The following is a 13,676-nucleotide window of genomic DNA, read 5'->3' as shown; positions in this document are numbered from 1 at the left end:
CTCAATCTCCTCGAATGATTGGTTGTTCAGTTGCAATTTCTTCAATGACTTGGTAATGAATCTTTACGTTTACTTTACCATTGCCAATCTTTTCATGCAAAATTTTTTTTCCTTTAATTTCTGCATCTCTTGGAAGCTGTCGCATTAAATCTTTTTCCGTCAATTCAAATGCTAACTCTTTTGCTTGTTTTTCAGATAAAACTCTCTCCGAATGCTCAATCTCAAATATTTTATCTTTTTGAAAAGAAATTGGTAATTGCCATTTTAAAAAGTAAAATGGTTTCATGTCAGTGATCATCTCTTTTTTTGAAAAAGAATCTTTCTCAAATCCCCATATCGGTATCGATATTTTGCCTAACTTTATATAGTACTTATTCAATGTATCCCCAGTATTCGTAATAATCGTTGATTTTAAAGGGACGGTTACCTCCGACAAATACCAAACTTCACCAAGGACCGAACCTTTCGCAGGCATAACTTTTTCTTGTTCATCAGATCCAACAATGCCAGAAATCAAAATATCACCTTTTTTGACGAAATCCCTATCTTCTACCATTGCCTGTCCTTGTTCAGCAAATATTTTATAAATGACTGCTTTTTTCCTAGCTACTAAATGACGTGGATTTAATGCTTCTTTTTCTTCTGGTATCTTTTTTTCCACAACTTCAAATGAATAGCGTGTCCCTAATCTTTTCACACCAATCCATGTTAAATTGTCGTTGCTTTCAGTAACAGTCTGCTGAATCTCCTGCTCACTCGGTAGTGAGAAAATAAAAGCACCTTTTTTTACGCCAATCTGATGTAATTTCTGTTTTACCTCGTGTTCCACTTCAGGGCTGGCACCATGAATATGAATGCTCCAAATCATGTTGGACAGAAAGAAAATCATAAATAAAGTACATACCAATCCGAGTATAAACCCTTTTCTCGAATACATTTTTTTCAAGAAAAAAGGTAACCCTATTTTCTGCTTGAACGAAAGCCGACAACCTGTCCTTCTTAATAAAACCCTAATCTGTGAAATATCTTTTAAAAAAAAGTAACAACTAATCGTCTCATCATCGATTCGTTTTACAAACCAAATCGGAATATTGTTTTGCACACATCGATCAAGAAACAGTTCCGTATGTTTCCCTTTCACCTCTGCCCTTACATAACCTGAAATAAAGTAAAACATTTGATTTTTCAATACCGACACCTCAAATATGCAAATTAGTCTGCTTATGGCAAATAAAAGATGAACAATGAAAGCCGTAACTCACAAGCTACAAACTTGTACATATTTTAAGTACATCCCCACAAAAGTAAGACTAAATCTCTCTTGCATAGACATCCATTGCCACATGATGTGGCGTTTTTAATCTGCTCGTATTAAATAAAACGTAAAAACATCGACTTTTTTTAATTGCTAATTTTCCGTCCTGTTATACATCGATGTATTCCACTTTCGTAATTTTTCCTTCAAGTAATAACTCTTCAGGTAAAATCGTTTTTATGACAAAATCTTCCCCTTTCACTCTCATCTGTTGTTCTTTATTTAAAGCAAGTCGAAGTTCATCTTTTGAAAAGTGGATAACACCTTTATGATTTTCTATATAAATATGTAGTTGCCCTATCATCGTCACACGAGGTAAATCCAATAGTGCATCTGCTGGTAGCGCTGTTTTTTTTATGATCCATTTCTTAATTTTCTCTTGCCACTTCGCCATTGGATGACCTCCTCTCCATTCATATGTATGAAAAAAACGAATTAACTATCACTCAAAGACATGTTAAGCGAGGAAATATTCATCTAAAAAAGTTTTTCAACAAAAAACTCGCCAAATTGGCGAGCTTATAACTGTAACTAATAACGGCGATACGTATATTTCTTTTTTGCCCTTGGAGGTCCTAATATTTCTGCCCAAATAATTCCATGTGCAACTTCACGTCGCGATGGATTCTGAAATGTAGTCGTCTTAATTTTCACTTCATCCTCATACTGAAGGGAATCCTCTCGTTTTGGAAAAGACATGTTGGCTTCTGAAGCTAATTGAAGAGGAGGAGAATATGTTTGATGCTTTTCTTGTCCCATTGATGTCGATACGTTCTCAACTTCATTAGCTTCCTCCTCTTCATGTACTTGTGCTTTCTCTGAATACTTCTGTGGTTCTAACCATTCCTCAAAAAATGGTTTCGCTACAGGCGGCAAAGGTGACCCTTTTGTCTGTGGACGATTTTCTCTGCCACTACTTTCACTTGATGTTTTTCTGCGAAATAGCTGACTTAAACCAAAGAGCAAAATAATAAAAAAGAACATGTTTTGAAAAAAGAAGTTTATCATTTGTTCAAACACGACGATTACCTCTTCCCTTTCGGTTCATCGTCATTATGTTTTCTCATTTCATCGCTACCTTTTCCAATCGATTCGCGCATATCAGTGTCAGCTTCAATGTTTTTTAGGTTCATATAATCCATTACTCCGATTTTACCAGAACGGAGTGCTTCCGCTAACGCCATTGGTACTTCGGCTTCAGCTTCAACAACTTTTGCTTGCATTTCTTCAACTCGGGCACGCATTTCTTGCTCTTGAGCAACTGCCATCGCACGGCGTTCCTCTGCTTTTGCTTGAGCAATCTTTTTATCCGCTTCAGCTTGATCCGTTTGTAACCCAGCACCAATATTCTCACCAATATCAATATCAGCAATATCAATTGATAAAATTTCAAATGCTGTTCCTGAATCAAGACCTTTTTCTAATACCGTATGTGAAATTGAATCTGGATTTTCGAGAACTAGCTTATGGTCATCACTCGATCCAATCGTAGAAACAATTCCCTCACCGACACGTGCAATCACGGTATCTTCACCTGCCCCCCCAACAAGTCGATCGATGTTAGCCCTTACGGTAATACGGGCTTTCGCCTTCACCTCGATCCCATCCATCGCAACACCTGAAATGAATGGTGTTTCAATGACTTTTGGGTTTACACTCATTTGTACAGCTTCAAGAACGTCACGTCCTGCCAAGTCAATTGCCGCTGCACGTTGAAAAGTTAATTCAATATTTGCACGATGTGCAGCAATTAGAGCATTAACGACGCGATCGACATTTCCTCCTGCAAGATAGTGACTTTCTAACTGGTTAACAGTGACATTAAGTCCTGCTTTCTCAGCTTTAATAAGCGGACTAATGACTCGCGACGGAATAACACGGCGAAGACGCATTCCAACGAGAGTAAATATTCCAATACGCACACCTGCAGCTAATGCAGAAATCCAAAGTGTAATCGGTACAAATGTAAACAATACCGCTACGACAATAATGATTAAACCTACTAATAATATTGTTCCTAACGTACCCGGATCAATAGGCATCACAATTCCTCCTTCAATTTATTCCTTATTATCTTTTAATTCTTTCACGACAATTCGAGAACCAACCGACTTAACGACAATCACTTGCTTCCCTTTTTCAACAAATCCACTTTCTGATACAACATCATGGCGTTCATTGTTGATTTCGATAATTCCGCTCGGACGCAACGGAGTCATCGTCATTCCAATTTGTCCGACCAACTCCTTCTTCGTCTCATGAGAAACATACCCTAACTCTGTTTTCGTAGCATCTGTTAGAACGAGTTTTCTAAGGAAACCTCGATAACCAAAAATACGTATGTATAAGATTGACACTGCTAATGTGACGATAAACGCTATGATTAAATAAAGTATCATATCGACAACGGGAACGCTTGAAGACAAAAAAATGCTAATGAAAATAGAAACAATGCCGCTAATCCCGAATATACCAAAACCAGGTGTAAAAATCTCAATTAAAATTAAAATGATTCCAGCAAAAAAGAGAATCAATGCTTCCCAACCTGCAAAACCAGCAATCGTATGTCCAAAAAAGAACAAAAACAGAGAACTCGCTCCGATTATTCCCGGGACTCCAAAGCCTGGTGAATACAATTCGAGAACTAGTCCCAAGCTTCCTAACGTTAGCAAAATTGGAATAATCACTGGATGAGTAACGATTCTAGCGATACGTTCTGCAACTGTAATTTCACTTTCTACGATAGTCGCATCACTTAACTGTAAATATTCAAGCAATTCGTTTCGATTCTCAACGATAGATTCCGCATAGCCTACTTCACGCGCTTGGTTTGCGGTTAACGTTAAAACTTTTCCTTTTTCTGCTCCATATTCAGGTAAATCAATGTCAGGATCGGACATTGCTAAAGCGTATAACGGATCACGGCCATTTAATTCAGCCGAAGCTTTCATATCAGCGAGCCAAGCAGACACTGCTTTTTCTTCAGCCATATTCCCTTCTTGATCAATGACAGCTGCTGCACCGATTCGACTACCTGGTGTCATGACAATTTCATCCGCATTTAACGAGATGTATGCCCCTGCGGACAATGCATCTTTTATAATAAATGCTGTTGTTGGTAAATCATATTCGCGAATGATTTTCGATATATTACCAGCCGCATCTACAAGTCCACCGGGTGTATGTATTTCAAGCACGACATGGTCGGCACCTTGCTGCTTTGCTTCATTTAAGGAACGTTCAAGGAAAGCCTCTAACCCACGTTCAACTTCCTTTTCAACGGGTATAAAGTAAACAACAGAAGATGCATCTTCGGCTTTTAACCCTGTATGAAAAACAGCAAATAAACATGCGCTCAAAAAAAGGATGAAATGAAAGCAATTTGTTTTTTTCATTTTACCCGTTCCTTTCTTCAAATCGCGACTGAAAAAAGACACGTCTTGTACAACAAGACGTGTCAGTTTAATTAAGACAGGTGTTTCTGCACAAGTTGATTTACAATATTACCATCCGCTTTGCCTTTCACTTTTGGCATGATGGCACCCATTACTTTACCAAATTCTTTTTTTGAAGAAGCACCAATTTCTGCAATCGTTTCTTTCACAATCGCCTCGAGTTCTTCAGTTGTAAGTTGTTTTGGTAAATAAGCTTCTAACACCTTTATTTCAGAAATTACCCCTTCAACGAGGTCATCTCTTCCAGCTTTTTTAAATTCTTGGAGGGAGTCTTTTCGCTGCTTTAATTCCCTAGAGAGAACGGCAATTTCATCGTCTTCGCTTAAAGCTCCGTTTCGTTTAATCGCTTCATTTTGCAAAGCAGAGCGAACCAAGCGAATGACCGCTAGCTTTGTTTTATCTTTGTTCTTCATCGCTTGTTTCATATCTTCAAGTAGAAGGTTATCAAGACTCATTGAAGAACCATCCTCTCTTAATACTTTCGTTTTCTAGCTGCCTCTGATTTTTTCTTCCGCCTTACACTAGGTTTTTCATAATGCTTCCGTTTCCTAACTTCTGCTAATGTGCCTTCCTTCGATACTGTTCGTTTAAAACGACGTAGAGCATCATCAATAGATTCGTTTTTGCGAACTCGAGTTTCCGCCATTTGCTATCCCTCCCTCCAAAACATTACCATGCAACCTACTTTAACATGTCTTCCGTCATTATAATATATATTATAAAGTAGGGTCAACTTGTTTGTGAACTTACTTAGCTAACCAACCGCCATCTACAAGTATATCAGAGCCTGTCATATATGATGCATCCGTTGAAGCGGCGAAGGCGATAACACTTGCAATTTCCTCTGGTTCTGCCACTCTTTTTAATAAAGTATGACGCTCGATTGATTTTACAAAACTTTCGTTTTTTAGTCCTTGTTCCGTAAGCGGAGTTTCCGCGAAACCTGGGGATACAGAATTGACGCGTATATCGTATTTCGCGACTTCACCCGCTAGTGCTTTCGTAAAATTCATAACTGCTGCTTTCGCCGAACTATAATGTGGAAACATAAGTCCCGGCTTATGTCCAGATAGTGATGCCACATTAACGATCGCTCGATCGCGTTTTGTTTCAGATGTTTTTGCGGCTTCAACCATCAAACCGCCAATCGCTTTTGACATGAGAAATATACTATGCAAATTAACAGCCACAATCGATTCCCATTGGTCGTATGGCATTTCTAAAATTGATGAATAAGCAGACGCTCCAGCGTTGTTAATTAAAATGTTCACTTCATTAAACTCTTCTTTTACATGCACTTTTAGTTTTTCAACTTCTTCTTCAGATGTAACATCACATGTAAATGTGAACGCTTTTTGCTTAGCGCCTTGATTAATTTCTTCTGCAACACGTTCGAGTTTTGAAAGTGTTCGACCAACTAAAAGGACTTTTGCTCCTTCATTTGCTAATCTTTTCGCTGTCGCTTCACCAATTCCACTTCCAGCTCCAGTAATAACAGCAAACGCGTTTTCAAATCTTTGCACTCTAAACTCCTCCTACACTATTTCGTTTCGACTAACGTTAATACTTCACCATTTAATTTTGGAATCACGGGGCACGCGTTTTTTTGCATAATGTAGTTCACTACATCACCGAACCCTTTATTTACAAGACTTTCGCCAACCCTTGAAGCTTTGAGCAACGTTTCCCCATTTTCTCTATTACCTTCATAGAAATGAAGTGCGGCGATAGCGGCATCTGTCATGTACCAAGATAGCCCACGTTTCTCTCCAATTTGAACGAGATTTGCAATAAAAGAGCCAGCTCCATAAAGATCTTCTAAATTGAAGGCGTTTGAAGAACCGGAACAGACGAGCATATAATCTCGACTCCTATATTCCGTCATTAAATAATTCGCCAACGTTTCTTCATTAAGCATTGATGCCGCATATACTGCATCTGCAGCCCAACTGTTTTTTAATGCTACCGTTCCATTTGTCGTTGAAAATATAACTCGTTTCTCTTTCACCCGATTTGTTAATAATGTCGGAATCGGCGGATAAAACCCTTCAATCGTTTCGCCTAAATATTCTCCGACTAAAATGTAATCATCCGTCTGCTGTTCTTTTGCTTTTTTTAATGCTTCTTCCCCATCAAGAACCGGAATCACTTCTTTAGCACCGTTATAAAACATTGAAGATACAGTTGAAGTCGCAAGTAAAATATCAAAAACAACGGCAATTTGATTTTTCATTATGTTGTCATTGATTTCTTCTTTTTTTAAAAGAAGGTCGATAGTTGCCAACGTATCACTCCTAAATTTTATTTGCAGCTGTTCTTCGTGCTTGCTGAATTAGATTAAACGTATGTTGATTGAACGTAGCGAATCGCTCATCCTGCGTTTGTCCACGTTTATATCGATAATAAATTTGCTGAGCAATCACTGCATTTTTAAAATAAGCGAATGCTAAATAGAACTGGATATTGGAGACATCACGACCACTTTTTTTCGCATAATCTTCAACAATTTCTTCTCTTGTCATAAAGCCTGGCAATGTTGTTACATTCGAACGATTTCCTTTTATTTCTTCTGGATCGTCTTCTTGCACCCAATATCCAAGCATAACTCCTAAATCAGCAAGCGGATCTCCGACCGTCGTCATTTCCCAATCAAATAAACCGATGACATTTTCAAAGGAAAAATCAAACATCGTATTGTTTAATTTGAAGTCATAATGAATAATTGTCGGGGGTGGCGAATTTGGAATACGACTTGCTAGCCATTTCGTAAGTTCATCAACACCTTTTATTTCTTCAGTTTTTGAACGTTCATAACGTTCAATCCAGCCTCTTACTTGTCGTTCAATAAAACCTTCAGGCTTTACCATGTTTTTTATTTCTGTTTTGCGATAATCGATTGAATGCAGCGCAACGAGAGTATCGATCATTTTTTCAGAAATATGACGACCGAGTTGTTCCGTAGGGGTCACTCCGTCTGGAAATTTTGTGTCAATCACATATCCGCGCTTTCTTTCCATAATTAAAAATGGACTACCGATAATGTCCGTATTGTCCGTATACAAGTAAGCTTCTGGAGCTTGCTTGAAATATGGATGAATCGCCTTTAAGATCGTGTACTCTCTACCCATATCATGAGCTTTTGGCGCGACAGGACCGAGGGGTGGCCGACGTAAAACGGCTTCCCATTCACCTTTACGAATTTGATACGTTAAATTTGAAGCACCCGCAGGAAACTGCTCAATTTCCAATGGAGCCTCTTTGCTGAGCCCTTCGATATTTTCAATTAAAAATGCATCTAGTCTATCTGTATTTAACTCTTCACCTTTACGAACTGGAATTGTGTCAATATGCTCGTTATTTGTCATGTTCTCTCCTCCTCCAAATGCTTTGCCAGATATGCAATTATTTCACAAGATTCGTTCATCTTTATAACATTTATATCTATTTAGCTGGGCTAATCTTTTTTCAATATGCATTAGATATGTTGCGCTTGTTCAAGCTGTTTACGCATCTCACTTGTTATCGTTTCACTCGCTTGCTTTTCAAAGTTAAAGTGTACGACAACAGAACGTCCTGTTGCGATTAGTTCGCCACTATTTTTATCAATGATTGCGTGTTCAAGGTCAAAGCTTTTATTTCCAATTTTAACAACCTTTGTTTGAATCATTAACCATTGATCAAAAAATGCTTGTCGAAGAAAATCACATTTTACGGAAGCGACAACAAACGATTGCTTTTTTTCTGGAAATACCGTTTTAAAAAACTCTACACGTGCTTCTTCCAAATATACGAAATAACTGGCATTGTTAACGTGTCCAAGCAAATCTGTTTCTGCAAAACGAACTTTAACTTCAATTTTCTGGCCCATATCTATTCCTCCAACATGAGTTCAGCGTTTTTAACTTCCAAGCCATTTAGAATCATATCTGCAAAAATATGTGCAACTTGAACATCAGTTAATTCACCTTGCGGATCAAACCAGTGATAACTCCAATTGCAAACTCCTAAAATTCCAAATGTCACTATATCTGGTCTTAAATCAGGACGCAGTTCACCTGATGCAATCCCGTTCTCAACGATTGTTTGCAAATTTAGGTAAAACTCTTTTCGTTTCCCAATCATGATTTTTAAATGCTTTTCATTTAAATTGTTCAGTTCTCTAAAAAATATTTTTGCATTTGCTCCTTGTTTATCAATGTTTTTTATGAGCATTGTCATTACTTCTTTAATTTTTGTACGTGCATCTGTTTCGTGATTTCCCATAATGGCGACTTGCTTTTCAAGAACATCATTAATGTATCGCAAATTGATTTCCATTAATAGTTCTTCTTTACTCGTAAAATAATAATAAAAAGTCCCTTTTGTCACACCAAGTGTTTCAACGATGTCTTGAATGGAGGTTTGTGTAAAACCTTTGACCTGAAATAGATCACTGCCTTTTTGAATGATTCTTTCTTTCAACTTCGTAACTCCCATCTATCGTAAAATTGTCGACGCATTCGAAAAATTGGAAACTTTCCACGAGGCTAGCGAGAAAGTTTCCAATCTTTTCTACTATTCTACCATAATCTTTAAGCTGGTTAACTATTTTCCTAAAAGTGTACCTCCGTCAACGACTAATGTCGTTCCCGTAACAAACGATGATTCATCAGATGCTAAAAATAACATCGCATTCGCAACTTCTTCAGGCTGTCCAATTCTACGTAAGGCATTCGCAGTTGAAAGTATTGGCCATTTTGGTGTCTTTTTCCATTCATCAGTAATCGGTGTTTCAATAACACCTGGCGCAATCGCATTAATTCGAATGTTATGTTTTCCGTACTCTAAAGCGGTACTTTTCGTAATAGCAATGACTCCACTTTTTGCAGCTGTATACCCTGCTAATAATTTTTGACCTTTGATGCCAGCAACACTAGCGGTGTTTATAATCGAACCACCATGCTCAAGCATTTCTGGGATCGCATATTTCATACCGAGAAAAACACTTTTCATACTGACATCTACGACTTTATCCCAGTCCTCAATGGGTACGTCTTCAATTTTCTTTTCACCATGAGAAATTCCAGCGTTGTTTACCATAATATTTAATTTTCCGAAATTTTCGATTGTTGCTTTTACAACTGCTTGAACTTGTTCTGGGCTCGACACATCAACACGTTGAAATACGGCGTCCCCGCCATTTTCTTTAATCAATTGTACGGTTTCACGACCTAATTCTTCATTAATATCAGCAACCATTACTTGTGCCCCTTCTGATGAAAAGAGGAGAGCAGTGGCTCTCCCAATTCCACTGCTTCCACCAGTGACAATGGCTACTTTATCTTTTAAGCGCATCGTATCACCTTTTTCTAATTATTTATCACGTTCAATAAGTGTTGCAATTCCTTGTCCACCACCGATACAAGCTGTAACGAGTGCACGATTCTTACCAGTACGTTTTAATTCATACACTGCCTTCGTAATAAGAATCGCACCTGTTGAACCGAGTGGATGTCCATGTGCAATCGCTCCACCGTTTACATTTAATTTCGCTAGATCAATATTAAGTTCTCTATTACAAGCAAGCACTTGTGCAGCAAACGCTTCGTTTAAGTAAACAACATCAAAATCGTCAATCGTTAAACCTGTACGTTCCATTAACTTTCTCGTTGCTGGTACAGGACCAATTCCCATAATGTTCGGATCAACGCCAGCTACCGTATAATCGCGTACAACACCTAACACTTCTAAGCCTAGCTCTTCTGCCTTTTCACGTGCCATAACAACGAGTGCAGATGCTGCATCATTCAGTCCTGAACTGCTTCCTGCCGTAACTGTTCCATCCTTTTTAAACACAGGAGGTAGTTTTGAGAGTGCCTCCATCGTTGTTCCTGGGCGCGGATGTTCGTCTTTATCAAAAATGACCGGGTCGCCTTTTCGCTGTGGCACTTCGATGGGCACGATTTGTTCATCATAAAAGCCGTTTTCCATTGCATGAGCCATACGTCTTTGGCTTTCAACTGAATATTCATCTTGCTCTTCACGAGAAATATTATATTTTTCAGCTAAGTTTTCCGCCGTGATCCCCATTGGTGGGTCACCGATGAAATCAGGAGATAAACGTGATTTACGGAAACTTGGAGGTACTGGGCTGTATGCTCGTTCAGGACGATTCATTAAGTATGGAGCTCTCGTCATACTTTCTGTTCCACCTGCAATATAGACGTCACCTGCTCCTGCACGGATCGCTTGTGCTGCCAAGTTTACAGCATTGATTCCTGATCCACATTGTCGATCAACTGTAAGTCCTGGAATATCCATCGATAGACCTGTTTGGAGTGCGGTTAGTCTTGCAATGTTTCCTCCTGCACTTAGCACGTTTCCGAAAATAACATCATCAATCATTTCAGGTGTTACTTTTGCACGCTTAATCGCCTCTTTAATGACTTCAGCGCCAAAAACATGGGCATCAACAGTAGCAAGCGCGCCTCCTTGCCTCGCAATTGCGGTCCGAACCGCTGATACAATAACTGGATCTCTTCCGTTTTTTGCCATAATGTAATACTCCTTTGTTTTATGTTTATTTGTTATGAAGCGGTTTGCCCGCCGTCAACAACTATTGTTTGACCAACGACATAGTCTGATGCCTTCGTTGCTAAAAATAAAGCAAGTCCTTTTAAGTCTGTATCTGTTCCAAAGCGTCTTGAAGGGTTACGTTCAATAAACTTTTCTCCAAATTTATCTAATAGACCTTTTGACATTTTTGTTGGAAACCAACCTGGAGCAATGGCATTCACTTGAATGTTATATTTTGCAAGTTTAACACCGAGGTCACGTGTAAAGGAAATGACTGCTCCCTTACTAGCATTGTAACCAACTGTGTCCATCGCTCCTTCTTCTCCACCTTTTAAACCAGCAACAGACGCAATATTAATTATTTTCCCTTGTTTTCGTTCTTTCATGTGTCCAGCAACCGCTTGTGAAAATATAAATGTGCCCGTTGCATTCACGTCCATCACTTTCTGCCATTTATCAAGCGGCATCTCTAAAAATGGTGCTCCCCAAGTAGCTCCGCTATTATTGACAAGAATGTCAATTTGACCAAATTCCTTTAACGTTTCTTCAACAACATGCTTTACGTCATCAGGATTGGACACATCACATTGAAATGCTAAAGAACCGACACCCATTTTCTTTAGTTTTTCACTTACTTCTTGGCATGCTTCAAGCTTTCTTGAACAAACGACGACGTTCGCCCCTGCTTCCGCATAACTTTCCGCTATCATTTCACCTAATCCCCGGCCTCCGCCAGTTACGATTGCGGTTTTCCCTTTCAAATCAAAAAGTTCATTAATGTGCATTTTTCAAACAGCCCCCACTATTTAATTGTTTTCAACAATGGCTGTTTGAACTCAGCCATTGTTGAAAATTATGATTATTACTCTACAGGATTTTCTCTCAATTCTTGTCTTGCAATTGCATTGCGATGAACTTCGTCTGGACCATCTGCTAAACGAAGTGTCCTCACATTTGCATACATTGCAGCAAGCGGTGTATCATCACTAACTCCGGCTCCACCAAACGCTTGAATTGCACGATCGATCACATTTAATGCTATGTTCGGAGCGACTACTTTAATCATCGCAATTTCTTTTTTGGCAACTTTATTTCCAACTGTATCCATCATATAAGCAGCTTTCAATGTTAATAAGCGAGCCTGTTCAATCTCAATTCTTGAGTCAGCAATCCATTCGCGAATAACACCTTGATCGGATAACATCTTACCAAATGTTTTTCTTTTCTGTACGCGTTCAACCATCAGTTCGAGTGCTCGTTCAGCAACACCAATCGTTCGCATACAGTGGTGAATTCTACCCGGTCCAAGCCGCCCTTGTGCAATTTCAAAGCCTCTTCCTTCTCCTAAAATAACATTTTCTACCGGGACGCGAACATCTTTAAGTTCAACTTCCGCATGACCGTGTGGTGCGTGATCGTAACCAAAAACAGGTAGATAACGTTTAATCGTTACACCTTCAGCATCAAGCGGAACTAAAATTTGTGATTGCTGTTGATGGCGTGGTGCATCTGGATTTGTTTTACCCATTACAATTGCAATTTTACAACGAGGGTCTAATGCACCAGAAGACCACCATTTCCGTCCATTAATCACATATTCATCGCCTTCACGCACCATACTAATTTGAACATTTGTTGCGTCTGATGAAGCGACATCAGGCTCAGTCATTAAAAACGCTGAGCGAATTTCACCTGCTAAAAGTGGTTTCAACCATTTTTCTTTTTGCTCTTCTGTTCCGTAGCGTACGAGTACTTCCATATTGCCTGTGTCTGGTGCACTACAATTAAATACTTCAGAACCGATTGGAGAACGCCCCATAATTTCAGCTAATGGAGCGTACTCGAGATTCGACAAACCTGCTCCATATTCACTGTCAGGTAAAAATAGATTCCATAACCCAGCTTGTTTAGCCTTTTCTTTTAGCTCCTCAATAATCGGAGGAACAATCCAACGACTTTCCCCTTCATTTAGTTGCTCGTTGTACGTTTGTTCATTCGGATAAACGTGTTCTTCCATAAACTCTGAAACTCTTTTTTGTAAATCCTTGACCTTGTCCGAGAACTCAAAATACATGTTTACCCTCTCCTTTTCTTTACAATAAACTAACTAACTGGTAAGTATGTAAAGCGTTTGCAAAAGCCCTGAAAAGTAAGCTTTGCTATTACTATATATTTTTTTTTCTGAAAACTCAAGTCCAATGAGTTAACTGTATGTGTCAAGTTATTCTCGGTTGTTCTTTTACACCAATATTTTCAGCACTCTATTTTTGTACCCTTTTTAGGCTACCGCGCTATCGCTTGGTTTCCGTGTTATTTCGTTACGTTCTAAAAAGCAAGAACCTAACGAAATA

16 protein-coding genes are annotated in these 13,676 nt (G+C 38.8%); all 16 read right to left on the bottom strand.

Annotated features, from left to right (window positions below):
• Window position 1 precedes the first annotated feature (1 nt).
• On the bottom strand, window positions 2-1,189 hold the full coding sequence (yqfD, locus tag ABU914_RS11835) for a sporulation protein YqfD (protein ID WP_379669940.1): 1,188 nt from the start codon (window positions 1,187-1,189) through the stop codon (window positions 2-4).
• 235 nt (window positions 1,190-1,424) lie between these two features.
• Window positions 1,425-1,709 carry a sporulation protein YqfC gene (yqfC, locus tag ABU914_RS11830; RefSeq protein ID WP_379669939.1) on the bottom strand — a complete coding sequence of 95 codons (285 nt, stop codon included), beginning with the start codon at window positions 1,707-1,709 and terminating at the stop codon, window positions 1,425-1,427.
• Between the two features lie 137 nt (window positions 1,710-1,846).
• The gene (locus tag ABU914_RS11825) at window positions 1,847-2,335 is read right to left on the bottom strand and encodes a hypothetical protein (protein ID WP_379669938.1); all 489 of its coding nucleotides are present in this window, start codon (window positions 2,333-2,335) and stop codon (window positions 1,847-1,849) included.
• A 5-nt stretch (window positions 2,336-2,340) separates the two neighbouring features.
• Window positions 2,341-3,351 carry a flotillin-like protein FloA gene (gene floA, locus ABU914_RS11820; RefSeq protein WP_379669967.1) on the bottom strand — a complete coding sequence of 337 codons (1,011 nt, stop codon included), beginning with the start codon at window positions 3,349-3,351 and terminating at the stop codon, window positions 2,341-2,343.
• Window positions 3,352-3,375: 24 nt separating this feature from the next.
• Window positions 3,376-4,710 (bottom strand): NfeD family protein, encoded by a 1,335-nt coding sequence (locus tag ABU914_RS11815; protein ID WP_379669937.1) that lies wholly within the window; start codon window positions 4,708-4,710, stop codon window positions 3,376-3,378.
• Window positions 4,711-4,781: 71 nt separating this feature from the next.
• On the bottom strand, window positions 4,782-5,225 hold the full coding sequence (locus ABU914_RS11810; RefSeq protein ID WP_379669936.1) for a GatB/YqeY domain-containing protein: 444 nt from the start codon (window positions 5,223-5,225) through the stop codon (window positions 4,782-4,784).
• Window positions 5,226-5,242: 17 nt separating this feature from the next.
• A complete protein-coding gene (rpsU, locus tag ABU914_RS11805; RefSeq protein ID WP_379669935.1) occupies window positions 5,243-5,416 on the bottom strand; it encodes a 30S ribosomal protein S21 in 174 nt (57 codons plus the stop codon).
• Window positions 5,417-5,516: 100 nt separating this feature from the next.
• Window positions 5,517-6,293, bottom strand: coding sequence for an SDR family NAD(P)-dependent oxidoreductase (locus tag ABU914_RS11800; RefSeq protein ID WP_379669934.1), 777 nt, complete (start codon window positions 6,291-6,293; stop codon window positions 5,517-5,519).
• A gap of 17 nt (window positions 6,294-6,310) precedes the next feature.
• On the bottom strand, window positions 6,311-7,054 hold the full coding sequence (locus ABU914_RS11795) for a 2-phosphosulfolactate phosphatase (RefSeq protein WP_379669933.1): 744 nt from the start codon (window positions 7,052-7,054) through the stop codon (window positions 6,311-6,313).
• 10 nt (window positions 7,055-7,064) lie between these two features.
• On the bottom strand, window positions 7,065-8,135 hold the full coding sequence (locus ABU914_RS11790) for a phosphotransferase family protein (protein ID WP_379669932.1): 1,071 nt from the start codon (window positions 8,133-8,135) through the stop codon (window positions 7,065-7,067).
• A gap of 110 nt (window positions 8,136-8,245) precedes the next feature.
• On the bottom strand, window positions 8,246-8,638 hold the full coding sequence (locus ABU914_RS11785) for an acyl-CoA thioesterase (RefSeq protein ID WP_379669931.1): 393 nt from the start codon (window positions 8,636-8,638) through the stop codon (window positions 8,246-8,248).
• Between the two features lie 2 nt (window positions 8,639-8,640).
• Complete coding sequence (locus ABU914_RS11780) at window positions 8,641-9,231, bottom strand: TetR/AcrR family transcriptional regulator (RefSeq protein ID WP_379669930.1); 591 nt, start codon at window positions 9,229-9,231, stop codon at window positions 8,641-8,643.
• 123 nt (window positions 9,232-9,354) lie between these two features.
• On the bottom strand, window positions 9,355-10,104 hold the full coding sequence (locus ABU914_RS11775; RefSeq protein WP_379669929.1) for an SDR family NAD(P)-dependent oxidoreductase: 750 nt from the start codon (window positions 10,102-10,104) through the stop codon (window positions 9,355-9,357).
• A gap of 18 nt (window positions 10,105-10,122) precedes the next feature.
• A complete protein-coding gene (locus tag ABU914_RS11770; RefSeq protein WP_379669928.1) occupies window positions 10,123-11,304 on the bottom strand; it encodes a thiolase family protein in 1,182 nt (393 codons plus the stop codon).
• A gap of 32 nt (window positions 11,305-11,336) precedes the next feature.
• Window positions 11,337-12,110, bottom strand: coding sequence for an SDR family oxidoreductase (locus ABU914_RS11765; protein ID WP_379669927.1), 774 nt, complete (start codon window positions 12,108-12,110; stop codon window positions 11,337-11,339).
• A 77-nt stretch (window positions 12,111-12,187) separates the two neighbouring features.
• Complete coding sequence (locus tag ABU914_RS11760; RefSeq protein WP_379669926.1) at window positions 12,188-13,399, bottom strand: acyl-CoA dehydrogenase family protein; 1,212 nt, start codon at window positions 13,397-13,399, stop codon at window positions 12,188-12,190.
• Between the last annotated feature and the right edge of the window lie 277 nt (window positions 13,400-13,676).

It is taken from the genome of Pueribacillus sp. YX66 (assembly GCF_041725775.1).
In the GTDB taxonomy this organism is placed as follows: Bacteria; Bacillota; Bacilli; order Bacillales; family UBA6769; genus Pueribacillus.
Note: the sequence above shows the minus strand (reverse complement) of the source record. Positions and strands in the feature narration are given on the sequence as shown.